The sequence below is a fragment of the Polynucleobacter sp. AP-Elch-400A-B2 genome (assembly GCF_018688355.1).
GTDB lineage: Bacteria > Pseudomonadota > Gammaproteobacteria > Burkholderiales > Burkholderiaceae > Polynucleobacter.
Genome location: NZ_CP061317.1, coordinates 2,003,476 through 2,028,145, shown reverse-complemented (window position 1 = coordinate 2,028,145; position 24,670 = coordinate 2,003,476). Strand labels below are relative to the sequence as shown.

The following is a 24,670-nucleotide window of genomic DNA, read 5'->3' as shown; positions in this document are numbered from 1 at the left end:
AATATTTTAAAGCGGACGATTGTGATCAACATCAATAGGGCGACGTTGAGGCGATAGCAAGATGCGTGTTGCTAAGGGCCACAGCATTCCTTCAATCAGCGCCTGAATGGCGCCGGTGAGCGCTCCCCAATAGACTTCACCACTTAAGAGCCAATGGGCGAGTACCGGGAATAATGAAACCAGCAGGAAGATGGGCAGTAAATGCATTGCTTGGGTGACGGCACTTAATGCAACGATTCGTCGGTGCCAAGAGATGGCTAGATAAGCCACCAATGAGTAGCTAAAAGCGTTAAGGCCTAACAAGTCAGAGTTATGAACATCCATCAACAGGCCAAGAATAAATGCAATTATTACGCCAACGTAGCGATGCTGGTGAATGTTCCAAAATATGATGCAAATAATTAGCCAGTCTGGCACCCAGCCGTAATTTCCAATGGGTAAAAGATTTAGCAGTAGTGCGCAAAACAGGCTGAAATAAATAAAAACCGCATTTACCGGGCGAAGAATATAGCCGCTTTGAAAGTCGATCATTGCATGCCTCGCGCACGAGTTTGGCGACGCCCTAGAGCATTGGTCAGCGGTGCATCAGGCTTGCTGTTTGCAGTAGACGCTTTGGCATCCCATTGCGGATCGTAAAGTAATGCTAGTGCCTGTCGGTAGCGGTTTGCCGGTGCAACTGGGACACAAAAGACGTTAGAAGAATTTTTATCGGCATTTCGTTCAATGCGACTAATCACAGCTACTGCAAAGCCAGGGGGGTAAACGCCATCAATACCTGAGGTAATCAACACATCGCCTACTTCTAAGTCGCTGGCCACAGGAAGGTAGCGCAGTTCAAGAGGATTACCACGCCCTACTCCAAAAACTGCCGCTCTTAAGCCATTACGCGCAATTTGTACGGGCACCGCAAAGTCACGATCCTCTAATAGAGAGACTTCTGCAGAGTGATCGTAGACGCGTATTACTTGACCCAAGATGCCCGAATCACTTGCAATGGGATTGCCCAGCTTGAGACCGTCCTTACTGCCACGATTAATCACAATGCGCTGAGAAATTGGATTGGGTGGATTAAATAGAATTTCTACTGGCAAGGTTTCGAATTGAACCTGCTTTTGCAAATCCATCAGCTGCCGTAGATTTTGGTTTTCTATAAGCAGAAACTCAGATTGATTGGCAAGCAAGGAGAGCTCCGCTTGTCGAACTTTCATGCCTTGATTTTCTTTTTCTAGAGTTCCGCGACTAGTGAAATATTCTGATGTCGCCTCAAACACAGTGCGCGGCATCATCATCACATACTCTAGTGGACGTAATAACCAATTGACGTTATTGCGAATGGGGTCAAGTGCTTTATAACGAAAATCGATCAACATCAATGCGATGCTGATCGAAAGGCAGACAATCAGTTTAACTAAAGCCGGAACGCCTTGTCTGAAAAGAGGTGGGGCGCTATGTTGCAATTCCCTAATCGACGCTTAAGTCAATTACTCTTGTGAGAACACGCCGCCCAGCTTGTCCATGCGCTCTAAGGCAATACCGCAACCACGAGCGACGCAAGTGAGGGGATCTTCAGCAACATGAATTGGCAGACCAGTTTCTTCTAGTAGCAGGCGATCGAGGTCGCGTAGTAGTGCGCCACCACCAGTCAGCATCATGCCGCGCTCAGCGATATCTGATGCGAGCTCAGGTGGAATCTGTTCGAGAGCTGCTTTTACAGCAGTAACGATTTGATTCAATGGATCGGTTAGCGCTTCCAAAATCTCATTGCTGGTAACAGTGAAGCTACGTGGAATACCTTCGGAAAGGTTACGACCTTTCACTTCCATTTCGCGTACTTCAGCCCCAGGAAAAGCAGAGCCGATTGTTTTTTTAATTAACTCAGCGGTTTGTTCCCCGATCAACATGCCATAGTTACGACGAATGTAGTTTGTGATGGCCTCATCAAACTTATCGCCGCCAACCCGAACTGAACCCTTGTAAACCATCCCGCCAAGTGACATCACGCCAACTTCAGTTGTGCCACCGCCAATATCAACGACCATAGAACCAGCAGCCTCAGAGACTGGCAGACCGGAGCCAATTGCAGCAGCCATGGGCTCTTCGATTAAAAACACTTGTGATGCGCCTGCACCTAATGCAGATTCGCGAATAGCGCGACGCTCAACTTGGGTTGAGCCGCAAGGAACACAAATAATGATACGCGGGCTTGGCTTGAGCAGCTTACTCTCATGTACCATTTTGATAAATTGCTTGAGCATCTGCTCAGTAATGGTGAAGTCGGCAATAACACCGTCTTTCATTGGGCGAATAGCCTCAATATTTCCAGGAACCCGTCCCAGCATGGCTTTTGCTTCTTTTCCAACGGCCAAAATGGTTTTTTTACCATTTGGGCCGCCTTCAGTACGAATTGCCACAACTGACGGTTCATCAAGCACAATACCCCGTTCACGCATGTAAATTAAGGTGTTTGCGGTGCCTAGGTCGATGGCTAGGTCATTAGAAAAGTAGCTGCGAAAAAAACCAAACATGATGTAGTGGGAAAATAAGTAAGTGTTAAAAAATATATTTATGAATGATACCCTAGCGCCCCATGAAACTAAATGATGTTCAGCGCATTGCGCACCTTTCCAGCCTTGACTTAAGTCAGGCAGAAGCCGAGGCGGTATTGCCTCAATTACAGGCCGTATTTGCTTTAGTCGAGGAGATGCAGGCTGTCGATACGAGTGGCCTCGCTCCTTTGGCCCACCCCATCCTCTTTTTGCGCGATTTAGCGCAACCCTTGCGAAGTGATACGGTGACCGAAGTAGATCATCGCGCCGAAAACATGCAATCTGCCCCCGCAGAGCGGGATGGCTACTTTTTAGTTCCAAGGGTGATCGAATGAGCTGGCATCAAATTCCTGTTGCACTGATGTCTAAAGCATTGGCCGCTAAAGAGATCTCCAGCGTTGAGTTGACGCAGTACTTTCTGAGCCGGATTGAGGTCGGAAAACATTGGAATGCATATCTTGATGTAAGTGCTCACTTAAGTTTAGATCAAGCTTCCAAAGCAGATAAAATTATTGCCTCTGGTAAGGCTGGAAAGTTAACGGGCGTCCCGGTTGCCCACAAGGACGTCTTCGTAACACGTGGCTGGAAGTCGACAGCGGCCTCCAAAATGCTCGAGGGTTACCTCAGCCCATTTGATGCGACAGTAGTCTCTAATCTCGGGATTCCGGATGAGCTGAACCCTAATGGAGCTGGCATGGTTTGCCTTGGCAAAACTAATATGGATGAGTTCGCCATGGGTTCCTCTAATGAAAATTCAGCCTATGGACCAGTCTTAAATCCCTGGAATTCAGAATATGTTGCCGGCGGATCCTCTGGCGGCTCTGCAGCAGCAGTAGCAGCTGGATTAGCTCCGATTGCTACAGGCACAGATACTGGTGGCTCGATACGCCAGCCAGCCGCTTTTTGCGGATTAACTGGAATAAAGCCGAGTTATGGGCGCGTATCTCGCTATGGAATGATTGCCTATGCCTCATCACTGGATCAGGCTGGTCCAATGGGGAAGACCGCAGAAGACTGCGCTTTATTGCTTACAGCGATGTCCTCCCATGATCCACGTGACTCCACTTCTTTGGCAGACTCTGGAGAGGACTACGGTCGCTATCTCGACCAGCCTTGGAAAGAAGGCGATATAAATACAGCAAAACCACTTAAGGGATTACGAGTTGGCCTGCCAAAAGAATTCTTTGCAGAAGGCCTTGCTCCAGAAGTAGCCAATGCAGTCAATACTGCAGCAAAAGCTTTGCAAGATTTAGGCGCGGAGTTGTTGGAGGTAAGCCTACCCAAAACTAAGTTATCCATTCCGGTCTATTACGTTTTAGCTCCAGCCGAAGCCTCCAGTAATTTAAGCCGATTTGATGGCGTGCGCTACGGACATCGCGCAAATGAATATCGCGACTTATCTGACATGTATAAGAAATCACGTACCGAAGGATTTGGTGAGGAAGTGAAGCGTCGCATCTTGGTAGGCACTTATGTACTTTGTCATGGATATTACGATGCTTATTATTTGCAGGCACAAAAAATACGTCGCATTATTGCAGCTGACTTCCAGGCGGCATTTGAGAAATGCGATGTCATCCTGGGACCTGTAGCCCCAGATGTTGCATGGCGCTTAGGTGAAAAATCAAAAGATCCCGTGCAAATGTATCTGGAAGACATTTACACACTCTCAACCAACTTAGCGGGGCTGCCGGCGATGAGCGTGCCTTGTGGCTTCAATACAAGTAATTTGCCGATTGGAATGCAGTTAATTGGAAACTATTTTTCTGAGGCGCGCTTACTTCAAGTGGCGCATCAATACCAGCAAAATAGTGATTGGCATTTGCGTCAAGCAAGCGAGGTGGCATGATGCAATGGGAAATCGTGATTGGTCTAGAGACCCATGCGCAGCTCCAAACACAATCCAAAATTTTCAGCGGGGCAAGTACGCGTTTTGGTGCAAGCCCTAATACACAAGCCTGTGCTGTTGACTTAGCTTTGCCTGGGGTATTACCAGTGTTAAATCGTCAAGCTGTTGAGCATGCCATTCGTTTTGGTTTGGCTGTCAATGCCAAGATTTCGCCAGCAAGTATTTTTGCGCGTAAGAATTATTTCTATCCGGACTTACCAAAGGGTTACCAGATTAGCCAGATGGATCTTCCCATAGTCGTTGGTGGACATCTGGAAATATTGGTTGGCGATCAAGTCAAAGTTGTGGAGCTCACACGCGCCCATATGGAAGAAGATGCTGGTAAGTCGGTTCATGAAGAAGGCTTCTTAGGTCCGCACGGTGAAGCATCTAGCGGCATTGACTTAAATCGCGCCGGCACCCCGTTGCTGGAAATTGTGACTGAGCCAGTGATGCGCAGTGCTGCGGAAGCAGTTGCCTATGCAAAAGCACTCCATACCCTGGTTGTTTGGCTTGGGGTGTGTGACGGCAATATGCAAGAGGGCTCTTTCCGTTGCGATGCCAATGTATCTGTTCGACCTGTAGGCCAAAAAGAATTTGGTACCCGTTGCGAGATTAAGAACTTAAACTCCTTCCGCTTTTTGGAAGAGGCAATTCAATACGAGGTACGTCGCCAAATTGAATTGATTGAGGATGGCGGCAAAGTTGTTCAAGAAACCCGCCTGTACGATCCCGATCGTCAAGAGACTCGCAGCATGCGCAGTAAAGAAGACGCTAATGACTATCGCTACTTTCCGGATCCGGATCTATTGCCAGTAGTAATTGATGACGCCTGGATTGCTGATGTGCGTAGCAAGATGCCAGCTTTACCGGCACAGCTTCGTGAGCAGTGGCAAAGTGAATTTGGCTTAAGCGCCTACGATACACAACTACTCACGCAAGATCGCGACACTGCCAAGATATTTGAAGGGCTACTTGCGATTGTTGGTCAGTCTTTGGCAAAAGCTGCAGCAAACCTGATTGCAGGTGAGTTTGCTTCATCGCTCAATCGAGCTGGCATCGCTTCTGCAGACGCCCCCTTAAAAGCTGAACATTTGGCGCCGCTGTTAACTCGCGTAGCCGACGGCACAATCTCCAACAAGATTGCAAAAGATATCTTCGCAATTTTGTGGGAAGAGGCTATCGCAGGCAATGCTATCAGTACTGTTGATCAAGTGATTGATGCTAAAGGCTGGAAGCAGATTAGCGATAGTGGTGAGCTGGAAGCTATGATTGATAAGGTATTGGCAGCTAATGAGAAGTCGGTTGAAGAGTTTCGCTCTGGTAAAGAAAAAGCATTTAATGCTTTGGTAGGCCAGATCATGAAAGCTTCTCAAGGTAAGGCTAATCCAGGGCAAGTGAATGAGCTTCTGCGTAAAAAACTGAGCTAAAAAAATTACATTAAATAAATAAGCGAGAAAAAGACAGATGAGCGCAATCGATCCTAAGCAGACCGAACAAGAAGAATTGGTAGCAGAGTGGTTGCGTGCTACCCCGGGTTTCTTTGAGCGTTACGCTAATCTTTTAAATGAAATTCGTTTAAAGCATCCCCACGAGGATCGTGCGATCTCCTTGCAAGAGCGCCAGATGACTTTGTTGCGCACCCAGAATCAAGAGCTCAATCGTCGCCTAAGTGAGATGCTGCACTTTGGTAGTCGCAATGACAAAACCCAGCAAAACTTAGTGGCTTGGCTATTACGCTTAATGCGCGCTAACACCAAGACGGACGTGGAGTCTGCAGTGACTGCAGGTTTGGCGGAAGTGTTTGAGGTCGAATCAGCACAACTCTTGTCACCCAATTCGGCATTTGGCCCATGGATTGATACGCCGCTATGCGGCTCTGCTAAAGAGCTTGCTGCAGCGAGCGTAGATTTGTTGGCAACTCAAGTGGTCATCGATACAGAGTGGCAAAGCATGGTAGCTATTGGCCTGCCACTAGGTAAAAGTATTGGCGTGGCGCAATCACCCGCAGTGCTGTTATTGGCAAGCAAAGATGAGTCTCGTTTTACTGCAGATATGGGCGCGTTCTACTTACGCCAGATTGCTGAACTTACTGCTGCAGCTTTGGATCGTATCCAGGCTTATGAGCCAAGTACCAGCTGATCTGCACCCCCTAGTGCAGGATTACTTGCAAGAGCTGCATGTATTAAGGCAGCTCTCACCGCATACGCTTAAAGCGTATCGCATGGATCTTGGTGAGTTACAGACATTAGCAACAGATGATGCCGTCGAGTTGTTAAAGGTTACTAATGCTCACGTACGTCGCTGGGCTGGTCGCTTGCATTCGAAAGGAAAGTCATCTCGCACGATTGCAAGAGCGCTTTCTGCTTGGCGTGGCTGGTATGACTGGCTAACCGAGAAAGATGCACGCCGTGATGCGCAGGCAGGAAAGATGACTGCAAACCTAGTGGCTAATCCCGTTGATGATGTAAAAGCACCTAAGCGTTTAAAGTCTTTGCCAAAAGCCCTTTCAGTCGAGCAGGCACTCTCTTTAGTAAATCAGGCCATCAAAGAGGCTGAAGAAAAGAAAGATCTAGAGACGGTGCGTGATGCCGCGATCATTGATTTGTTGTATTCCTCTGGCCTGCGTTTATCAGAACTGCTGGGCGTTGATGTGATGCAAAGCAAGGATCGTCAGCATGAATCTGCTGGCTGGCTGGATTGGGATGCTGCAGAGGTGACGGTTTTGGGTAAGGGCGGCAAACGTCGCTCAGTTCCGATCGGTGGACCAGCAATGCAATCGCTCAAAGTTTGGCGTGCTGCTCGAGATCTGCTTGAGCAGGCAAATGTATCGATGGCTTTATTTATCTCTGCTACGGGCGCGCGATTATCTCCTCGCACCGTTCAGGCGCGCTTACGCACCTTAGCCATGCGGGCAGGCCTTCCCACCCACGTGCACCCGCATATGATGCGCCATAGCTTTGCTAGCCATGTACTGCAGTCTTCTCAGGATTTGAGGGCGGTACAGGAGATGTTGGGTCATGCCAGCATTGCCAGTACCCAGATTTACACCTCTTTAGACTTCCAGCATTTAGCGCAGGCATATGACAAAGCGCATCCCCGTGCGAAAGCTGGCAAAGCTTGAAGAACTCGGTAAGATAGAAGGTTTCCCATCTAGGGAATGCATTTATAGATTTTGATAGGATCAAAGATGGCGTTAATTCCGGTAACAATCCTCACAGGCTTTTTAGGTAGCGGCAAAACCACTTTGCTCAAACATATTCTGACTGAGCAACACGGCAAAAAAATTGCCGTGATTGAGAACGAGTTTGGCGAAGAAAATATCGATAACGACATCTTGGTCCAAGACAATCAAGAGAACATTGTGCAAATGAGCAATGGTTGTATTTGCTGCACTATTCGTGGAGATCTGGTTGAAGCCTTAAATGAGCTTTGGGAGCAACGCCGGGATAAGAAAATTAGCTTTGAGCGCGTGGTTATTGAAACTACTGGAGTGGCTAATCCAGGCCCTGTAGCTCAAACCTTCTTTATGGACGATGACGTAGCCGACCACTATGTTCTGGATGCCGTAGTCACTTTGGTAGATGCCAAGCATGGCCCACAACAACTAACTGAACATGAAGAGGCGCAGCGCCAAGTGGGCTTTGCAGATCAAATCTTCATCACTAAGACGGATTTAGTAACGCCTGCCGAGGTGGATGCCTTGCGCAATCGCTTAATGCACATGAATCCCCGTGCCCCAATTCAGGGGATTTCTAAAGGAGTCGTTCCTTTGGATGCCGTCTTGGATCTCAAGGGTTTTAACTTGAACGCGAAGCTCGATATTGATCCTCATTTCCTAGGGCAAGATGATCATGATCACGCTACTTGTGGTCATGATCACAGTCATGACCATCACGACCACAGCCACGATCACCACGATCATGCAGGCCATACAGATCGCATCCAATCCTTCGTTTTTCGTAGTGATAAACCCTTTGATCATAAAAAATTAGAGGACTTCCTGGGGGGTATTTTGGAGGTCTTTGGGGAGAAGATGTTGCGCTACAAAGGCGTCCTCTATGTAAAGGGCAGCAACCGAAAAGTCGTGTTCCAGGGCGTTCATCAGATGATGGGTAGTGATATGGCTGGTTTATGGGGTACAGAGACCAAGCAAACCCGCATGGTCTTTATCGGGATAGATTTGCCCAAAGACACCCTGCTGGCTGGGCTTGAGGGCTGTTTGGTCTAGGAAATTTACAGTACAATCCGCCGCCACGGCCAATATTGATAAATATTGGCTAAAGGGTAATAAAACTTTGGCAGAATGAAGTAATAATGATTTAGATCCATGGAAAGAATGAAATGACGGTAAAAACACCAACGAAATCTACGGCTGCAGCAAAAGCTCCAAGTAAGGCGGCAAGTGCAAAAGTTGCCAAAGGTGCCCCTTTAACAGAAGCTGAGTTACTCAAGATGTCCGAAAAGGACTATATGAATGCCGGCCAGTTAGATTTTTTCCGTCAGAAGTTATTGACCTTAAAGGGCGACATTCTGAAGAATGCTTCGGAGACAACAGAGCATTTGCGCGAAAACATTTTGGTTCCTGATCCAGCCGATCGTGCAACGATTGAAGAAGAGCATGCTCTTGAGTTGCGCACACGTGATCGTGAGCGCAAGCTATTGAAAAAAGTTGAGCAGGCTTTAGCTCGTATTGAGTCTGGTGATTACGGTTGGTGTGAAGAGACCGGTGAGCCAATTGGCCTGAACCGTCTTATTGCGCGCCCAACAGCCAATCTTTCTCTGGAGGCGCAAGAGCGCCGTGAACTGCGTCAGAAGTTGTTTGGCGATTAATTGACTAGACCGAATATAAAAGTAGCAATGACAACGCAATCCCCATCTATTAGTGACATCTCCCCTTTATTAAAGGCGGAGATTTTGGCCGAGGCCTTGCCTTACATTCGGGCTTATCACGGCAAGACTATTGTGATTAAGTACGGTGGAAATGCGATGGTCGAAGAGCGCCTGAAGGAAAGCTTTGCGCGCGATGTCATTTTGCTTAAGCTAGTTGGTATGAACCCGGTGGTGGTACATGGCGGCGGCCCGCAAATTGATGAGGCTCTCAAGAAGATTGGTAAGACAGGCACCTTTATTCAGGGTATGCGCGTGACCGATGAAGAGACCATGGAAGTGGTTGAGTGGGTTCTCGGCGGCGAAGTGCAGCAAGATATTGTGATGTTGATTAATCACTTTGGCGGTCAAGCAGTTGGCTTGACTGGCAAAGACGGTGGCTTGATTCGTGCAAAAAAGATGCTGGTTCCCGATGAAAAGAAGCCTGGCGGAACTATCGATTTAGGTTTTGTTGGTGAGATTGAGGCGATTAATCCTGCAGTTGTAAAAGCATTGCAGGACGATGCCTTTATTCCAGTGATCTCCCCGATTGGATTTAGCGAAGAAGGTCAGGCCTACAACATTAATGCTGACTTGGTAGCTGGCAAGATGGCGGAAATTTTGCATGCAGAGAAATTAGTCATGATGACTAACATTCCTGGTGTGATGGATAAAAGCGGTAATCTTTTGACCGACCTGACTGCCCGTGAAATTGACGGCCTATTTGCTGACGGTACTATTTCTGGTGGTATGTTGCCAAAGATTTCTTCTGCATTAGATGCGGCAAAGAGCGGTGTAAATTCAGTGCACATTATTGATGGACGAATTGAGCACTCCTTATTGTTGGAGATTCTGACAGAGCAAGCATTCGGAACGATGATTCGTTCCCGCTAATAGCTGAACAAGAGATATAAATATGCGTGATTCTTTTGACCCTACTGCATCAGAGATCGAAGTGACGGCTGCCGAAGAGGGCAAGACACGCAAGCGCCCACGCCCGGGTGAGCGCCGCCTCCAGATTTTGCAAGTGTTGGCAGAGATGTTGCAAAACCCCAAAGGTGAGCGCGTAACGACTGCGGCATTGGCTGCAAAAATTCAAGTTTCAGAAGCAGCGCTTTATCGACATTTTGCTAGTAAGGCGCAGATGTTTGAAGGCTTGATTGCATTTATTGAGCAAACAGTTTTTGGTCTGATTAATCAGATCAATCAAAAAGAAGAATCTGGGCTTGCCCAGGCTCGTGGCATTTTGCAGATGCTTTTATTCTTTGCAGAAAAGAATCCTGGTATGACTCGCGTACTCTTGGGCGATGCTCTATTGCAAGAAGACGATCGCCTACAAGAGCGTATTACACAAGTGCTGGATCGTGTTGAAGCATCTTTAAAGCAAGCACTGCGTATCGCCCTAACTCAGGGTGGGCCTTGGGCAAATGTGCCTCAAGATGAAGTTAGTATTCGCGCAACAATGTTGATGAGTTATGTTTTGGGTCGCTGGCACCGTTTTGCCCGCAGCGGCTTTAAGAAGCTTCCAACCGAAGCATCTGATATAAGCCTTCGCATTCTTCTGTCCGAATGAGCGAGCTACACCTCTCTAGAAATACTATCCATTTTGCCGAGCCCTTGCCTTTGCAAAGTGGCGCCATCTTATCTGGCTACGATTTAATAATTGAAACTTACGGCAAGCTCAATGCCGATAAAAGTAATGCGGTACTAGTTTGTCACGCATTAAATGCATCGCACCATGTGGCTGGACCCAATCCAGATGATGCAAAAGATATCGGCTGGTGGGACAACATGATTGGGCCAGGCAAGCCAGTAGATACAAATCACTTCTTTGTGATTGGTGTTAATAATTTAGGCTCTTGCTTTGGGTCCACTGGACCCATGAGTACCAATCCTGCCACTAGCAAGCCTTATGGCGCTGATTTCCCAGTGATTACGGTGGAAGATTGGGTAAATACTCAGGCGCGCTTGGCCGATAAGTTAGGTATCCGCCGTTTTGCTGCGGTAATGGGTGGAAGCTTAGGTGGTATGCAGGCATTGGCTTGGTCAATCCAGTTTCCAAAACGCCTTGCGCATTGCTTAGTCATTGCATCAACGCCAAAACTCAGCGCACAGAATATTGCATTTAATGAAGTAGCTCGCAATGCAATTTTGTCTGACCCAGATTTTCATGGGGGCAATTACTACGAGCATGGCGTAGTGCCAAAGCGCGGCCTCAAGTTGGCTCGTATGGTCGGACACATCACCTATTTGTCTGATGATGACATGGCAGAAAAGTTTGGGCGCGAGCTGCAAAGACCTAGTGGCGAGTCCCAGGATTATCGCTTTAGCTTTGATGTGGAATTTGAGGTTGAGAGCTATTTGCGCCATCAAGGTGACAAGTTCTCTACTTACTTTGATGCCAACACGTACTTGTTAATTACTAGAGCGCTAGATTATTTTGATCCTTCCCGTCGTTACGAAGGCAGTTTGAATCGTGCTTTAGCGGAAGTGCAAGCTAAGTTCTTGGTAGTGAGCTTCTCTACAGATTGGCGCTTCCCGCCCAATCGCAGTCGCGAGATTGTGGAATCCTTGCTCAGCAATAAGAGTGAAGTCAGTTATGCAGAGATTGATGCGCCACATGGGCACGATGCTTTTTTGTTGGATGACCCGCGTTATCACAATCTGATTCGTGCTTATTTTGAACAAATGCTCGAGGTGAAGGCATGAAGCGCGCAGACTTTGCTCCAATAGCGAATTGGATTGTGCCCAATAGCGAAGTGCTTGACCTCGGTTGCGGTGATGGCAGCTTCTTGGAGTATTTGCAAAAACAAAAACCCGTGCACGCTTATGGGGTTGAGATTGATGATGCGCGCGTACTTTCTTGTGTGCAAAAAGGCTTGAACGTTATTCAGCAAAATCTTGAAGGGGGCTTGGCGCTTTTTGAGAACAATAGTTTTGATACGGTTGTGCTCTCCCAGACCTTACAAACCATTCACGAAACTGAAAAGATCTTGCGTGAAGTGGTTCGGGTTGGCAAAGAGTCAGTGGTTTCTTTCCCGAACTTTGGCCACTGGTCACACCGCGTAGCTGTTGGCTTTGGCCGAATGCCAATTTCTAAAAGCCTGCCTTACCAGTGGTACAACACACCCAATGTGCGTGTTCTTACCGTTGCTGATTTTGAAAAATTAGCCTCGAGCTTAGGCTTGCAGATTTTGGATCAATGCATTCTGCATGAGGGGCGGCAAGTTACCTTGATGCCTAATCTTTTTGGAAGCCTAGCGCTGTTCCGCGTTCGACGTGCTTAGTAGCGCTCAGTCCTGGCTAAAAGATTTTCGGGTTTATCTCGAATGGCCTTGCCTTCGAATGCTCTTCTTGGGCTTCTCTGCGGGCCTACCACTGCTACTGATTTTAGGAACGCTGAGCTTTTGGCTAAGAGAGGCTGGCATTGATCGCAGTACGATTGGGTATCTAACTTGGGTTGGCCTGATTTACGCGTTTAAGTGGATGTGGGCGCCTTTAGTGGATCGATTGCCCATCCCCTTACTTTCAAGATTATTTGGCAGAAGGCGTAGCTGGCTACTATTTGCGCAATTGTTGATTGTTCTTGGTCTGGTGGGTATGGCCAGCATTGACCCCAAGGTTCAATTGACGCCGATTGTGTGGTGTGCACTCCTGGTTGCCTTTGGTTCTGCCACTCAAGATATTGCTTTAGATGCCTTCCGGATTGAGTCAGCCGATAGTGACCATCAGGCCGCCTTGGCAGCTACTTATCAAACAGGGTATCGACTTGCTTTAATTTGGTCTGGTGCCGGTGTTCTCTGGTTGGCCGCCCGTGCAGAATCTGGTTTGGCTGCTTATGATCCAGCCGCCTGGCAATTTGCTTATCTTTGTATGGCACTCTCCATTGGTGTGGGTGTGGTCACCACCTTGTTTAGTAAAGAGCCCGTTCGCATTGAACTTACAAAAGCACGCAATGCAAAAGCATGGCTACATCAAACTTTGATTGAGCCATTTGCAGATTTTATTAAGCGCTACGGTTGGCACGCTATTTTGATTTTGTCTTTAATTGCCATCTATCGGATTAGTGATGTGGTGATGGGAATTATGGCCAACCCGTTTTATGTTGACATGGGCTATACCAAAGATGAGGTGGCAGCAGTGAGTAAGGTCTTTGGTGTCGTGATGACATTGGTCGGCGCCTTCGTTGGAGGCGTGCTCACTTTGCGTTTCGGTGTGATGCGGATTTTGTTTCTGGGTGCGATTTTATCGGCCGTCAGCAATTTGTTATTTGCTTGGCTTGCCACGCAGGGCCATGACTTGCAGGGCTTGATCTGGGTAATCTCTGCCGATAACTTGAGTTCTGGTATTGCAACAGCTGCTTTCATTGCCTTCTTATCGGCATTAACGAATATTCAGTACTCCGCAACGCAGTACGCCTTGTTTAGTTCAATGATGCTTTTATTGCCAAAGTGGTTGGCTGGTTTCTCAGGCGTCTTTGTTGATAGCTTTGGTTACTCAAGCTTTTTTATTAGCACTGCGATTATTGGCGCGCCGGTCCTAATTCTGATTTGGCTCACTATTCGTTTCAAAGTAGTGGAGTTTAAAAAGCACGACTCACAGGTTTCTAGATAGACCAGTCGTAATCTATTGTCAGTGGAGCGTGATCTGAGAAGCGCTCATCTTTATACACAGCAGTATTTTTGGCGCTTACTGCAATCCCTGGAGTGGTGATGTGATAGTCGATCCGCCAACCTACGTTCTTGGCATACGCTTGACCACGATTGCTCCACCAGGTGTAGCAGGTCTCAGTCGCTTCGGGCTCTAGCTTTCTATAGACATCTACATAGCCGACTTTGCCAAACAGGTTTGTTAGCCAAGCGCGCTCTTCAGGCAAAAACCCCGAGTTCTTGAGATTGCCTTTCCAGTTCTTGAGGTCAATCTCATTATGGGCAATATTCACATCTCCACACAGCACAATTTCGCGCCCTGACTTTTTGAGCTCAACTAGGTGTGGCAAGAAAGAATCCAGATACCGATACTTAGCCTCCTGTCTTTCTGGCGAGCTTGAGCCTGAAGGCATGTATACCGAGATCACTGAAAGCTTTTTGAATCGCGTCTCCACATAACGCCCCTCAGCATCAAACTCCTCATTGCCGTAGCCATAGAGCACTTCATCGGGCTGATGTGGGGTATAGATGCCACAACCGCTATAGCCCTTTTTCTCAGCATGATGAAAGAAGCCATGCAGGCCGTCTGGATTGAGGATGGGGTCATCCAGATCATCCTGCTGAGCCTTGAGCTCCTGCATGCAGACAAAGTCCGCTTTTTGCTTTACAACCCAAGGCAAGAAGCCTTTTTTGACTGCAGAGCGGATACCGTTGAGGTTGGCAGAAATGATGCGTAACATATAGGCCTATGAGCTCAAAAAATTCTAATCAAGATAACTTTATTCAATTTGCCCTTGAGGCAAATGTTTTGTCGTTTGGGGAGTTTAAAACTAAAGCTGGACGCCTTTCCCCTTATTTCTTTAATGCCGGTGGATTTAATGATGGCGCCCTTTTAAGTGCGCTAGGCCGCTATTACGCAAAAGCTTTGCAAGAATCTGGCCTTGAATATGACATGCTCTATGGGCCAGCTTACAAAGGTATTACATTAGCCGCTGCCACTGCGATCGCCTTAGCGGATGCTGGCCGTAATGTGCCTTATGCCTACAACCGTAAAGAAGTAAAAGATCATGGTGAGGGTGGTTCATTGGTGGGTGCGCCAGTCAAAGGCAGGGTGGTCATCATTGATGATGTGATTTCTGCTGGTACGTCTGTGCGAGAGTCTGTCAAACTCATTCGTGAGGCGGGTGCTGAGCCAGCAGCAGTATTAATTGCCTTGGATCGTATGGAAAAGTCAGGAACTGCCACTGACATTGGAGATCAGTCAGCAGTTCAGGCGGTGGAGCAAGAATTTGGCTTGCCAGTCGTTGCAATTGCGAACTTGGCAGACTTGATGGCTTTCTTAACCGCTTCCAGCAATACCGAGCTAACAAGTTACCTACCAGCTGTGAAAGCCTATCGCGAGAAATACGGTATTTAATCTCAAGAGCAGCCCCGCTCTTTAGATTGTTGTTTCACCCTCGAACACGGTAATCGCTGGGCCAGTCATGATGACGGACTGTGCTGCGTCATTGATTACTCCGCCCCAGGCGATTTGTAGATCGCCTCCACGAGTATGTACTGTGACTGGTGAGTCTAGTGAGCCACGACGAATTCCTGAGACGACTGCAGCACATGCGCCAGTGCCACAAGCGAGGGTCTCGCCAGCGCCACGCTCAAATACACGCAACTTGATTTCATTGCGATTCAGAATTTGCATATAACCCGCATTGACTTTTTTCGGGAATGCCGCATCTTTTTCGATTGATGGACCTTCTTCAAGAACGGGTGCGCTATCAACATCACCCACCACTTGCACTGCATGAGGGTTGCCCATCGACACAACGCCGATCCAACTGTCATGTGCGGCAGGAGTTTTAATGGGTAGTGCGTAGAGCATTTCATGAAACTCTTGCTTACTTGCTAAGCCGCTAGCATTGAAAGGGATTTGGCTATGCTCAAAAATCGGCGCGCCCATATCGACTTCTACCTGACCATCATCATGAGATCTGAGTGTGAGTATGGTGTGTGCTACTTCAACGCGCAAGGGATTCTTCGTAGATAAGCCTTGGTCGAGTACAAAGCGTACAAAGCAACGTGAGCCATTGCCACATTGCTCAACTTCACCACCATCTGCATTAAAGATGCGATAACGAAAATCAGCATCAGAGCGTGTAGCTTTTTCAACTAGCAGAATTTGATCAGCACCAATGCCAAACTGACGATGGGCTAATTTTTGCCATTGCTCACGCGTAATATTGCTAAGATCTTGATTAATCCCATTGAGCACAATGAAATCATTGCCAGCACCATGCATTTTGGTGAAGCGTAATGTGCGTGCGGACATATTTAAATTCGTGCTCAAAAGGATTCCAATTAGTTATAAAGGCTTGGCTCTCCAGACGGCCGATGCTTAAACCGTTTGTGTACCCAATAGTACTCTGCCGGTCTTTCTCGAACAAGGTCTTCGATGTATTTGTTCAGGCGTGCAGTATCCACCTCCACATTATCCGTTGGGAAGTTAGGAAGTGGGGCGCTGATATTGCAGGTATAAGCTTTGCGATCGGGATTCAGGGTGGTGGTCATGAGGCAGACTTCTGCACCGCTGAGCCTGGCTAAACGTGAGACTGAAGTAATCGTATTGGTTTGAATGCCAAAGAAGGGTACAAAAACAGAGTCGCGTGGACCGAGATCAATATCTGGCGCAATAAAAATAAAGTTCCCCGTTTGAATCTCTCGAATCAAATCACGTAAGCGGCTTTGCCTCTCAATGGATTTCCCCCCGAAACGATTTCTCCATTCAATCATTTTTTGATTGAAGAAGGGATTCTTCATGTTTTGATAGAGGCCGGCACCACGTGGCCAGTCATGCTCATTTGCTAAAACAGAGAGGGCCATGAAACCACCCTCAAGCCCAACAAAGTGGGGGTTGATTAGGAGGCGTGGCTTACGATCACCCAGAGTAATTGCAGAGTTAATAGTGACGATATCAGTGATTTGTTTACCGCTACCAAGCCAAATACGACTTCTCTCGATTACGCTGCGCCCAAATAATTTCCAGTGCTCTTGCGCAAGTGAATCAATCTCATCTTCGCTCAGATCGGGAAAGCACAGGCGTAAGTTGGTTTTAACAACCTTGGCACGCTCATTAGGCATCTGCGCTGCTAACCAGCCGAGACCGTAGCCAACCTGAATGGTGAGACCATAGGGTAAAAATGCAAACAGGCGCAACAGGCTTAGCGCTAGAAAATTAAAAACATTTTGTAACCAGGTCATGAGAATAAATTATAAATTTATTAACTAATTACTGGGTGGCAATTCTGCTCCGCTCGGATGTTTGTAGCGGTTATAGGCCCAGATGAATTGTTCAGGAGCAGTAAGTACAGCATTTTCAATTGCAATATTTAATTCTTGCGCAGCAATATTGGGATCTTCTGAAAATGGCTCTAAACGTTTAGCATTAATTACCCAGCCAGACCCGATTGATTTACGTTTTGCAGTAAACATTACCGCTGGGGTGGCGTGGCGTATTGAAAGACGAATAGGAAGGGTGGTCGTATAAGCCATGCGACCAAAAAAATTAGACCAAATTCCATCGCCGCCGCTTGGGACTTGATCTGGAAGAATGGCGATTGCCTCCCCTTTTGAAAGGGCGCGGGTCATATGGCGAACCCCATGAATATTTGTTGGCACAAAGTGCATATTGGGATATGCGCGCCCTTTTTCAATAATCTCATTGAGCCAACTTTGGCGAGAGGGGCGGTACATGATTGTTGCTGGAAAATGCTCCGCAAGAATACGGGGAATGATTTCAAAGCCCCCCAAATGAGGACACAAGATAATCATTCCATGGCCTTCTGCCATTGCAGCTTCAACGACGTCCCAATTTTGTATCTCAGCCTTAGCTAGTGCTGCTAAAGGGTTGGACCAAATCCACAGGCTGTCTGAGAAGAGTTGTCCCGAAGCTGCTGCTGCACCCCAGATTTGAAGTGGGAGATGATGGCTTTTAATAACCGCCTCATATTGAGGGCGAAAAAGTGATCGATATTGCTTGGATCCTACATAGGCCAATATCCCTAAGGCAGCCCCAATTACCTGAACTAGGAATAAGGGCAGAACCGCTATTGCAGCGAGGATTAGCTTGAGAAGGAGTTTTCGCACCCCCTAATGATATTCAATGCCGGCGCTAGGGCCAAATTTCCGGAGATGCTTGATGAATTGGGTGTTTTTCGGATAGAATTCATATATCGCTGAGTTAAGGCAACTTGCAGGGCGATTCATAAATTCTGCTAAAGCGTCGCCGTTGAAATTCCTGGCACGTCGAGTTGTCCCATAGATCGTGTTAATTTTTAAAGGAATATGCAATGGCAAATGATTACTTCTTCACCTCAGAATCTGTTTCTGAAGGTCACCCCGATAAAGTAGCAGACCAAATCTCTGATGCCATCTTGGATTCGATCCTCTCCCAGGACCCAACTGCGCGTGTAGCTGCTGAAACTTTGTGCAACACCGGCCTCGTAGTATTGGCTGGTGAAATTACTACAAACGCTAACGTGGACTATATCCAGGTAGCTCGCAATACTTTGCGTGAAATTGGTTACGACAACACCGACTACGGTATTGACTACAAAGGTTGCGCAGTTTTGGTTGCCTATGACAAGCAGAGCCCAGATATTGCTCAAGGTGTTGATAAGGCGCATGACGACGGCTTAGATCAAGGCGCTGGTGATCAAGGTTTGATGTTTGGATATGCCTGTGATGAAACCACAGAGCTCATGCCTTTGCCAATCCATTTGTCACACCGTTTGGTGGAACGTCAGTCTCAACTGCGTCGTGATGGCCGTTTGAACTGGTTGCGCCCAGATGCGAAGTCTCAAGTGACCCTACGTTACGTGGATGGCAAGCCTGACTCAATCGATACCGTGGTTCTCTCCACGCAGCATGATGAAGATATCTCTCTCGAGAAGTTGCGTGAAGCAGTAATCGAAGAAATCATCAAGCCAGTATTGCCAAAGCATTTGATTAAAGGTGCAATTAACTTCTTGGTGAACCCAACAGGTCGATTTGTGATCGGTGGCCCGCAAGGCGATTGTGGTCTGACAGGTCGTAAGATTATTGTGGACACCTATGGTGGTGCGGCTCCTCATGGTGGTGGCGCGTTCTCAGGTAAGGATCCTTCTAAGGTAGACCGTTCTGCTGCCTACGCTGGCCGTTATGTGGCAAAGAATGTGGTTGCTGCAGGCTTGGCAAGCAAGTGCTTGATTCAGATCTCTTACGCTATTGGTGTTGCGAAGCCAACTTCAGTGATGGTGAGCACCTTCGGCACTGGCAAGATCTCTGACGAGAAGATTGCGCAATTGGTATCTGAGCATTTTGACTTGCGTCCAAAAGGCATCGTCAAGATGTTGAACCTCTTGCGTCCGATTTATCGTAAGACTGCTGCATATGGCCACTTTGGCCGTGAGGAGCCAGAATTTACTTGGGAGCAGTGCGATAAGGCGCCTGCACTACGTGCGGCCGCTGGCTTGTAATCCGCTTTCTAGGTAGTTAATTGGCAGTATGTTGTTGTATTGAGGCGAAATATGGCGAAATTGATTACAATTTCGCCATACCTTCAAGGAGCGTTGCAAGGAATACTGAGAACCAGTGTTTCCCCAGGCTTGAAGGGAGTGGACTCCTAGGTAACCCCAGAGTTTGCTAATTGCAACTGCGCTCGCTAACCCATGATTCAATGGCTAGCGAGTTTTTACTCCAGCATTGGATCGTATTTAGCTGGAGCATTCATGAGTACCGTTTCCGATTTAAATAACTTCGTAGCAACCCGTTGCGCTATTGCTGATATTACTTTAGCTGACTTTGGCCGTAAAGAAATCGCCATTGCTGAAACTGAAATGCCAGGCCTGATCGCAATTCGCGATGAGTTCGCAGCACAGCAGCCATTACGTGGTGCACGTATTACTGGTTCATTGCACATGACCATTCAAACTGCAGTATTGATTGAGACATTAGAAGCTCTCGGTGCTGAAGTGCAATGGGCATCTTGCAATATTTTCTCCACACAAGACCACGCTGCTGCAGCGATTGCTGCTAACGGCACACCGGTGTTTGCGATCAAGGGCGAAACGCTTGAGCAGTACTGGGATTACACCCACCGTATTTTTGAGTGGGCTGATGGCGGTTTCACCAATATGATTTTGGATGACGGTGGTGATGCGACTTTGTTATTACACCTCGGCGCTCGTGCAGAAAAAGATCAAGCTTGCTTGAATAATCCAACGAGCGAAGAAGAAACCATTTTGTTTGCGGCCATTAAAAAGAAATTGGTGCAAGATCCAACTTGGTATTCCACCCGCTTAGAAAAAGTTAAAGGTGTTACAGAAGAGACTACTACGGGTGTACATCGTCTCTATCAGATGTTTGCTAAGGGTGAATTAAAGTTCCCAGCTATTAACGTCAATGACTCTGTTACCAAGAGCAAGTTCGATAACCTCTATGGTTGCCGCGAGTCTTTGGTTGACGCAATCAAGCGCGCTACCGATGTGATGGTTGCCGGTAAGGTTGCAGTGGTTTGTGGATATGGTGACGTAGGTAAAGGCTCAGCTCAAGCATTGCGTGCTTTGTCAGCTCAAGTTTGGGTGACTGAAGTGGATCCAATTTGCGCATTACAAGCTGCGATGGAAGGTTACCGTGTTGTCACAATGGACTACGCTGCAGATAAAGCGGATATCTTTGTTTCAGCAACTGGTAACTACCATGTGATTACACATGACCATATGATTAAGATGAAAAACCAAGCCATCGTTTGTAACATTGGCCACTTCGATAATGAGATTGATGTTGCTGGTATCGAGAAATATCAGTGGGAGGAAATTAAGCCACAAGTAGATCACGTGATTTTCCCAGCAAGCAATGGCAATCCTGAGAAGCGCATCATCATCTTGGCTAAGGGCCGCTTAGTTAACTTGGGTTGCGGTACAGGTCACCCATCTTATGTGATGAGCTCTTCATTTGCGAACCAAGTGATTGCGCAGATTGAATTGTGGAATGCAGTTGGTACAGATAAATACCCAGTTGGTGTTTACACCCTGCCTAAGCATTTGGATGAGAAGGTTGCGCGTTTGCAGCTCAAGACATTGAATGCTCAGTTAACTGTATTGTCAGATCAGCAAGCTTCTTACATTGGCGTGACGAAGGAAGGTCCTTATAAGACCGATCACTATCGTTATTAATCTGTTCCTTGCTAGATATTGTTCAATAGAGAAATAGAGATACAGGCCCAAGATCATGGAATTAAGCGTTGAATTCTTCCCTCCAAAAACACCTGAAGGTGAGAATAAGTTACATCTTGTGCGTGAGCGTTTTAGTGAAATGCTCAAGCCCGCTTTTTATTCTGTGACCTTTGGTGCTGGCGGCTCTACTCAATCTGGCACATTAAAAGTGGTGAGTGACATTCACGCTGCTGGTGCAGCGGTTGCTCCCCACTTATCTTGTGTTGGTAGTTCGCGTGAGAGCGTGCGCGAGATGTTGAAGCAATACCAGGCTTTAGGTATTAAGCGTATCGTAGCTTTGCGTGGCGACTTACCATCAGGCATGGGTCAGTATGGTGAGTTCCATCACGCAAATGAATTAGTTGAATTTATTCGTACCGAAACTGGCGACTGGTTTCACATTGATGTCGCTGCCTACCCGGAGTGCCATCCCCAGGCCAAGTCACCAGCAACGGATGTCGATTTTTTTGTGCAGAAGATGAAAGCTGGAGCTAATTCAGCAGTGACTCAGTATTTCTATAACAGCGATGCCTATTTCCGTTTTGTCGATGAGGCATATGAATTGGGTGTTACTCAGCCGGTGATTGCTGGAATCATGCCGATTACCAATAGCACTCAGTTGCTACGCTTCTCGGATGCCTGCGGTGCAGAAATCCCGCGTTGGATTCGTTTGCGCTTGCAGTCTTATGGCGATGACACTGCCTCGATACGTGCGTTTGGTGAAGAGGTGGTTACCGATCTTTGCGACCAGCTTTTAGTCGCAGGTGCACCTGGACTGCATTTCTATTCACTAAATCAAGCTGATGCCGTTTTAGCTATTGCAGATAATTTAAGTCTCAATAAGTAATCACTAAACCTGACTCAGTCAGCATGGCGTCTAAAGGCTCATCATGGGTTTGAGCTCGCCACTGCGCATCATCTAGCTTTTGCCAATCAAAGCCAATTCCTACGCACAGTAGCTTAGGCTTTGCTTTACGCAATTGCGTCAAAGTGCGATCAAAGTAGCCGCCCCCATAGCCCAGCCGCCAATAAAGGGTTTTATCGCCCACCTTAGACTCTGACCAGCCAACACATGGAATCAAAATACAGTCTGGAGTGATTTGAGGTCTACGGGGGTTATTGGGGTCGGGCTCGGGTACGCCGTGGCGACTTGGAATGAGTAGGTCACCCTCTTGCCAGAGATAAAAATCTAAATGTTTATCGGCGCGCGCAAAAGGCAGGGCCAGCACTTTGCCTGCCTTACTCTCAGCCCAAGCTAATAATGCGGGTCGCAAATCAAGCTCATCTTGTATGGGGCAATACAAGGCGATGGATTGAACTTGGGTGTCATGGTTAGCCAGAAAACTCGCTAGGCCAGTCAAAATAGCTTCTTGAGTGGCGGCATAGCTTGCCCTAGCCGCAAACTGTTTTCTTTGGGCTAGCAAGTCCTGCCGTAACGATTTTGGAGAATTGCCGTGCATATGAACCATTATCAGGCGAAAATTGAGAGATATAGTAAATCGATAAGGCATGACGGTGAAAAAGAGGTTTGATCTTTCTAGTGGCTGGCAAAAAATCATGGGCGGGATTCTATTTCTGGCCCTTACAGTTTCTGCGCCCAGCATTTTTGCTGAAAAAGCCAAGAAAATCATTCCCACTAAAGAAAGCAGGATTGCAGCCTTTGAGATCACTGAAGGTGATCGCACTTTTATTGAGCTACGCGAAGCTGCCAAAAGAAATGATGTAGCTCGGGCACAAACATTAGCCGCTAGCCTCTCCAATTATCCCTTTGACGACTATGTAGCTTATTTCCGCATCAAGCCCCAGCTATTTGATAGTGCTGGTGGTGCACGCGCCGAAAGCAATGCTGACTCTCAGGTGATGGCTTTTCTAAATCAATATCAAGGTACGGCTTTAGCGGATCGGATGCGTAATGATTGGTTGCTCGTTTTAGGTAAGCGTAAAGATTGGTCGCGTTTTGATGCTGAATATCTTAAGTTTGCTTTAGATGATGATACCCAGGTGAAATGCTATTCACTGCAGTCGAAATTAGCCCAAGGTGAGAATCCAACAAAAGTTGCTATTGATGCGCGCGCAATATTATTGGATCCACGTTATTTTGGCCAAGCTTGCCAAGAATTAGTGCCTAACTTGGTTGGTGCCGGCGGAATGACACTGAGTGAAGCAAAAGCAATTGGTCGCGCTGCTAGTGAGATGGGTTTTGACACGATGTCCCGTCGCTTAGGTGGCGAAGATCCCATTGCCGAGATTGTGAAAGCTGCTAAAACCGATCCTGCAAAAGCATTTAAAGATTTTTCACCAAATGCATCACGCTACAGCAAAGAGAATCAGGCCATGGCTTGGGGCGTGATTGGCCAGTTCCTCGCAAAGAAGTTAGACCCCAATGCAGATGATGCCTATCGTCTTCAACAAGAGCTAGGTTATAACGAATTACTTTCTACTGAAGGTCAGGAGTGGAAGGTACGTGCAGGCTTACGCGCCAAGGATTGGACGCTGGTAAAAAATGCGATTGAAGGCATGAATCCTGCGGTACGCAGTAAAGATCCTGCCTGGACCTACTGGTATGCGCGTGCATTGAAGGCAGATGGCCAAAATGAAAAGGCACGCGAGAGTCTTGAGCTCGTTGCCGATCAATACAATTTTTATGGGCAGCTTGCACGAGAAGATCTTGGTAAATCGAATCATGTGCCTGCACGTACTAAGGTCGGTGAAGCGGAAATCGAAGTGATGTCTCAGCGCAAAGGCTTTATCAGGGGTGAGCGTTTTTATGTCATGAACTTACGCTTTGAAGGTAATCGCGAGTGGAACTGGGAATTGCGTAATATGACTGACAAGCAACTGTTGGCATCTGCTGAGTATGCCAAGCGTATTGGCCTATATGACCGCGTTGTCAATACTGCAGACCGTACAAAGCAAGAACATGATTTCAGTTTGCGCTATCCAACACCCTATCGTGACGAACTATCGCCGATTGCAAAGCAAATTGATTTGAATTTGGCCTGGACTTATGGGTTGATTCGTCAAGAGTCACGCTTCATTATGAATGCCTCTTCCTCGGTGGGTGCTTCAGGCTTGATGCAGGTGATGCCGAATACGGCAAAGTATGTGGCCAAGAAGATTGGCATGACCTCTTATACGAATGACAAGCTCGCCGATACCAATACCAACCTCACCTTGGGCAGTAATTACTTAAATATGGTTTTAGTAGATTTGGATGGCTCTTGGGTTTTGGCTTCTGCTGCTTATAACGCTGGCCCATCGCGCTCTAAAACTTGGCGGGAAAAACTGACCAGCCCAACAGAGGGCGCTATTTTTGCGGAAACGATTCCGTTTAATGAAACACGAACTTATGTAAAAAATGTTTTGGCTAATGCAACGTACTATTCATCGGTAATGAATGGACAGACGCAATCTTTAAGGCAGCGTTTAGGAGTGATCACTCCTAAGGTGGCAAGCGCTTCTGAGCTGCCTTAG

At 47.3% G+C, this 24,670-nt stretch carries 25 protein-coding genes and 1 riboswitch; of the genes, 17 read left to right on the top strand and 8 right to left on the bottom strand.

What is annotated here, in order from left to right; translation table 11 throughout:
* Nucleotides 1–6: 6 nt before the first annotated feature.
* The 3 genes from mreD to FD977_RS10410 are packed head-to-tail and all read right to left on the bottom strand — an operon-like array spanning nucleotide 7 to nucleotide 2,525.
* Nucleotides 7–531, bottom strand: a complete 525-nt coding sequence (gene mreD, locus FD977_RS10420) for a rod shape-determining protein MreD (RefSeq protein ID WP_215305538.1) — start codon at nucleotides 529–531, stop codon at nucleotides 7–9.
* On the bottom strand, nucleotides 528–1,457 hold the full coding sequence (gene mreC / locus FD977_RS10415; RefSeq protein WP_215305537.1) for a rod shape-determining protein MreC: 930 nt from the start codon (nucleotides 1,455–1,457) through the stop codon (nucleotides 528–530). The genes mreD and mreC overlap by 4 nt, the downstream gene beginning before the upstream one ends.
* A gap of 24 nt (nucleotides 1,458–1,481) precedes the next feature.
* Nucleotides 1,482–2,525, bottom strand: a complete 1,044-nt coding sequence (locus FD977_RS10410; protein ID WP_215305536.1) for a rod shape-determining protein — start codon at nucleotides 2,523–2,525, stop codon at nucleotides 1,482–1,484.
* Between the two features lie 62 nt (nucleotides 2,526–2,587).
* Here FD977_RS10410 and gatC point away from each other — a divergent pair, with 62 nt between their 5' ends.
* The 12 genes from gatC (at nucleotide 2,588) to FD977_RS10350 (ending at nucleotide 13,917) form a co-directional block, all read left to right on the top strand.
* Nucleotides 2,588–2,881: an Asp-tRNA(Asn)/Glu-tRNA(Gln) amidotransferase subunit GatC gene (gene gatC, locus FD977_RS10405; RefSeq protein ID WP_215305535.1), complete on the top strand. Its 294-nt coding sequence runs from the start codon at nucleotides 2,588–2,590 to the stop codon at nucleotides 2,879–2,881.
* Nucleotides 2,878–4,395: an Asp-tRNA(Asn)/Glu-tRNA(Gln) amidotransferase subunit GatA gene (gene gatA, locus FD977_RS10400; RefSeq protein ID WP_215305534.1), complete on the top strand. Its 1,518-nt coding sequence runs from the start codon at nucleotides 2,878–2,880 to the stop codon at nucleotides 4,393–4,395. The genes gatC and gatA overlap by 4 nt, the downstream gene beginning before the upstream one ends.
* A complete protein-coding gene (gene gatB, locus FD977_RS10395; protein WP_215307134.1) occupies nucleotides 4,395–5,864 on the top strand; it encodes an Asp-tRNA(Asn)/Glu-tRNA(Gln) amidotransferase subunit GatB in 1,470 nt (489 codons plus the stop codon). The genes gatA and gatB overlap by 1 nt, the downstream gene beginning before the upstream one ends.
* Before the next feature lie 37 nt (nucleotides 5,865–5,901).
* Nucleotides 5,902–6,576, top strand: coding sequence for a DUF484 family protein (locus FD977_RS10390; RefSeq protein WP_215305533.1), 675 nt, complete (start codon nucleotides 5,902–5,904; stop codon nucleotides 6,574–6,576).
* Nucleotides 6,557–7,558, top strand: a complete 1,002-nt coding sequence (locus tag FD977_RS10385; RefSeq protein ID WP_215305532.1) for a tyrosine recombinase XerC — start codon at nucleotides 6,557–6,559, stop codon at nucleotides 7,556–7,558. Before FD977_RS10390 ends, FD977_RS10385 begins: the two co-directional genes overlap by 20 nt.
* 66 nt (nucleotides 7,559–7,624) lie before the next feature.
* Nucleotides 7,625–8,665: a GTP-binding protein gene (locus FD977_RS10380; protein ID WP_215305531.1), complete on the top strand. Its 1,041-nt coding sequence runs from the start codon at nucleotides 7,625–7,627 to the stop codon at nucleotides 8,663–8,665.
* Between the two features lie 224 nt (nucleotides 8,666–8,889).
* Nucleotides 8,890–9,267, top strand: a complete 378-nt coding sequence (gene dksA / locus FD977_RS10375; RefSeq protein ID WP_046331310.1) for an RNA polymerase-binding protein DksA — start codon at nucleotides 8,890–8,892, stop codon at nucleotides 9,265–9,267.
* A 27-nt stretch (nucleotides 9,268–9,294) separates the two neighbouring features.
* Entirely contained in the window at nucleotides 9,295–10,197 is a 903-nt protein-coding gene (gene argB, locus FD977_RS10370) for an acetylglutamate kinase (RefSeq protein WP_215305530.1), read from the top strand.
* A gap of 22 nt (nucleotides 10,198–10,219) precedes the next feature.
* Nucleotides 10,220–10,876, top strand: a complete 657-nt coding sequence (slmA, locus tag FD977_RS10365; RefSeq protein ID WP_215305529.1) for a nucleoid occlusion factor SlmA — start codon at nucleotides 10,220–10,222, stop codon at nucleotides 10,874–10,876.
* A complete protein-coding gene (locus FD977_RS10360) occupies nucleotides 10,873–12,012 on the top strand; it encodes a homoserine O-acetyltransferase (RefSeq protein ID WP_215305528.1) in 1,140 nt (379 codons plus the stop codon). The genes slmA and FD977_RS10360 overlap by 4 nt, the downstream gene beginning before the upstream one ends.
* Nucleotides 12,009–12,590, top strand: coding sequence for a methionine biosynthesis protein MetW (metW, locus tag FD977_RS10355; RefSeq protein WP_215305527.1), 582 nt, complete (start codon nucleotides 12,009–12,011; stop codon nucleotides 12,588–12,590). The genes FD977_RS10360 and metW overlap by 4 nt, the downstream gene beginning before the upstream one ends.
* Entirely contained in the window at nucleotides 12,583–13,917 is a 1,335-nt protein-coding gene (locus FD977_RS10350; RefSeq protein ID WP_305849424.1) for an MFS transporter, read from the top strand. The genes metW and FD977_RS10350 overlap by 8 nt, the downstream gene beginning before the upstream one ends.
* On the opposite strand, the gene FD977_RS10345 is transcribed toward FD977_RS10350, so the two are convergent.
* Entirely contained in the window at nucleotides 13,910–14,692 is a 783-nt protein-coding gene (locus FD977_RS10345; RefSeq protein WP_215305525.1) for an exodeoxyribonuclease III, read from the bottom strand. The genes FD977_RS10350 and FD977_RS10345 overlap by 8 nt on opposite strands.
* A gap of 8 nt (nucleotides 14,693–14,700) precedes the next feature.
* Here FD977_RS10345 and pyrE point away from each other — a divergent pair, with 8 nt between their 5' ends.
* The gene (pyrE, locus tag FD977_RS10340) at nucleotides 14,701–15,369 is read left to right on the top strand and encodes an orotate phosphoribosyltransferase (RefSeq protein WP_215305524.1); all 669 of its coding nucleotides are present in this window, start codon (nucleotides 14,701–14,703) and stop codon (nucleotides 15,367–15,369) included.
* A gap of 21 nt (nucleotides 15,370–15,390) precedes the next feature.
* On the opposite strand, the gene dapF is transcribed toward pyrE, so the two are convergent.
* Genes dapF through FD977_RS10325 form a run of 3 tightly spaced genes read right to left on the bottom strand, consistent with a single transcriptional unit; the run spans nucleotide 15,391 to nucleotide 18,089 of the window.
* Entirely contained in the window at nucleotides 15,391–16,275 is an 885-nt protein-coding gene (gene dapF, locus FD977_RS10335; RefSeq protein WP_251369490.1) for a diaminopimelate epimerase, read from the bottom strand.
* Nucleotides 16,276–16,304: 29 nt separating this feature from the next.
* Nucleotides 16,305–17,204, bottom strand: a complete 900-nt coding sequence (locus FD977_RS10330; protein WP_215305523.1) for a lipid A biosynthesis acyltransferase — start codon at nucleotides 17,202–17,204, stop codon at nucleotides 16,305–16,307.
* 24 nt (nucleotides 17,205–17,228) lie between these two features.
* On the bottom strand, nucleotides 17,229–18,089 hold the full coding sequence (locus FD977_RS10325) for a lipid A biosynthesis acyltransferase (RefSeq protein ID WP_215305522.1): 861 nt from the start codon (nucleotides 18,087–18,089) through the stop codon (nucleotides 17,229–17,231).
* 203 nt (nucleotides 18,090–18,292) lie between these two features.
* Between FD977_RS10325 and metK the strand changes: the two genes are divergently transcribed.
* The 3 genes from metK to metF all read left to right on the top strand — a co-directional run bounded on the left by metK (nucleotide 18,293) and on the right by metF (nucleotide 22,043).
* A complete protein-coding gene (gene metK, locus FD977_RS10320) occupies nucleotides 18,293–19,459 on the top strand; it encodes a methionine adenosyltransferase (RefSeq protein ID WP_215305521.1) in 1,167 nt (388 codons plus the stop codon).
* A gap of 79 nt (nucleotides 19,460–19,538) precedes the next feature.
* A riboswitch (S-adenosyl-L-homocysteine riboswitch) is annotated at nucleotides 19,539–19,650 on the top strand.
* A gap of 61 nt (nucleotides 19,651–19,711) precedes the next feature.
* Complete coding sequence (gene ahcY / locus FD977_RS10315) at nucleotides 19,712–21,157, top strand: adenosylhomocysteinase (RefSeq protein ID WP_215305520.1); 1,446 nt, start codon at nucleotides 19,712–19,714, stop codon at nucleotides 21,155–21,157.
* Between the two features lie 55 nt (nucleotides 21,158–21,212).
* On the top strand, nucleotides 21,213–22,043 hold the full coding sequence (metF, locus tag FD977_RS10310) for a methylenetetrahydrofolate reductase [NAD(P)H] (protein WP_215305519.1): 831 nt from the start codon (nucleotides 21,213–21,215) through the stop codon (nucleotides 22,041–22,043).
* Here metF and FD977_RS10305 read toward each other — a convergent pair.
* Nucleotides 22,033–22,656 carry a 5-formyltetrahydrofolate cyclo-ligase gene (locus FD977_RS10305; RefSeq protein WP_251369489.1) on the bottom strand — a complete coding sequence of 208 codons (624 nt, stop codon included), beginning with the start codon at nucleotides 22,654–22,656 and terminating at the stop codon, nucleotides 22,033–22,035. The two genes, metF and FD977_RS10305, sit on opposite strands and share 11 nt — an antisense overlap.
* A 97-nt stretch (nucleotides 22,657–22,753) precedes the next feature.
* Between FD977_RS10305 and FD977_RS10300 the strand changes: the two genes are divergently transcribed.
* Nucleotides 22,754–24,670: a lytic transglycosylase domain-containing protein gene (locus FD977_RS10300; RefSeq protein ID WP_215307132.1), complete on the top strand. Its 1,917-nt coding sequence runs from the start codon at nucleotides 22,754–22,756 to the stop codon at nucleotides 24,668–24,670.

Bases quoted from the DNA above. Each gene is read 5' to 3' on its own strand.
- gatC (WP_215305535.1), top strand. From the start codon at position 2,588: ATGAAACTAAATGATGTTCAGCGCATTGCGCACCTTTCCAGCCTTGAC.
- FD977_RS10330 (WP_215305523.1), bottom strand. From the start codon at position 17,204: ATGACCTGGTTACAAAATGTTTTTAATTTTCTAGCGCTAAGCCTGTTG.
- FD977_RS10390 (WP_215305533.1), top strand. From the start codon at position 5,902: ATGAGCGCAATCGATCCTAAGCAGACCGAACAAGAAGAATTGGTAGCA.
- FD977_RS10305 (WP_251369489.1), bottom strand. From the start codon at position 22,656: ATGCACGGCAATTCTCCAAAATCGTTACGGCAGGACTTGCTAGCCCAA.
- FD977_RS10300 (WP_215307132.1), top strand. From the start codon at position 22,754: ATGGGCGGGATTCTATTTCTGGCCCTTACAGTTTCTGCGCCCAGCATT.
- argB (WP_215305530.1), top strand. From the start codon at position 9,295: ATGACAACGCAATCCCCATCTATTAGTGACATCTCCCCTTTATTAAAG.
- ahcY (WP_215305520.1), top strand. From the start codon at position 19,712: ATGAGTACCGTTTCCGATTTAAATAACTTCGTAGCAACCCGTTGCGCT.
- mreD (WP_215305538.1), bottom strand. From the start codon at position 531: ATGATCGACTTTCAAAGCGGCTATATTCTTCGCCCGGTAAATGCGGTT.
- dapF (WP_251369490.1), bottom strand. From the start codon at position 16,275: ATGTCCGCACGCACATTACGCTTCACCAAAATGCATGGTGCTGGCAAT.
- metF (WP_215305519.1), top strand. From the start codon at position 21,213: ATGGAATTAAGCGTTGAATTCTTCCCTCCAAAAACACCTGAAGGTGAG.
- FD977_RS10410 (WP_215305536.1), bottom strand. From the start codon at position 2,525: ATGTTTGGTTTTTTTCGCAGCTACTTTTCTAATGACCTAGCCATCGAC.
- FD977_RS10345 (WP_215305525.1), bottom strand. From the start codon at position 14,692: ATGTTACGCATCATTTCTGCCAACCTCAACGGTATCCGCTCTGCAGTC.
- dksA (WP_046331310.1), top strand. From the start codon at position 8,890: ATGTCCGAAAAGGACTATATGAATGCCGGCCAGTTAGATTTTTTCCGT.
- gatA (WP_215305534.1), top strand. From the start codon at position 2,878: ATGAGCTGGCATCAAATTCCTGTTGCACTGATGTCTAAAGCATTGGCC.
- metW (WP_215305527.1), top strand. From the start codon at position 12,009: ATGAAGCGCGCAGACTTTGCTCCAATAGCGAATTGGATTGTGCCCAAT.
- slmA (WP_215305529.1), top strand. From the start codon at position 10,220: ATGCGTGATTCTTTTGACCCTACTGCATCAGAGATCGAAGTGACGGCT.
- gatB (WP_215307134.1), top strand. From the start codon at position 4,395: ATGCAATGGGAAATCGTGATTGGTCTAGAGACCCATGCGCAGCTCCAA.
- FD977_RS10380 (WP_215305531.1), top strand. From the start codon at position 7,625: ATGGCGTTAATTCCGGTAACAATCCTCACAGGCTTTTTAGGTAGCGGC.
- pyrE (WP_215305524.1), top strand. From the start codon at position 14,701: ATGAGCTCAAAAAATTCTAATCAAGATAACTTTATTCAATTTGCCCTT.
- FD977_RS10360 (WP_215305528.1), top strand. From the start codon at position 10,873: ATGAGCGAGCTACACCTCTCTAGAAATACTATCCATTTTGCCGAGCCC.
- metK (WP_215305521.1), top strand. From the start codon at position 18,293: ATGGCAAATGATTACTTCTTCACCTCAGAATCTGTTTCTGAAGGTCAC.
- FD977_RS10385 (WP_215305532.1), top strand. From the start codon at position 6,557: ATGAGCCAAGTACCAGCTGATCTGCACCCCCTAGTGCAGGATTACTTG.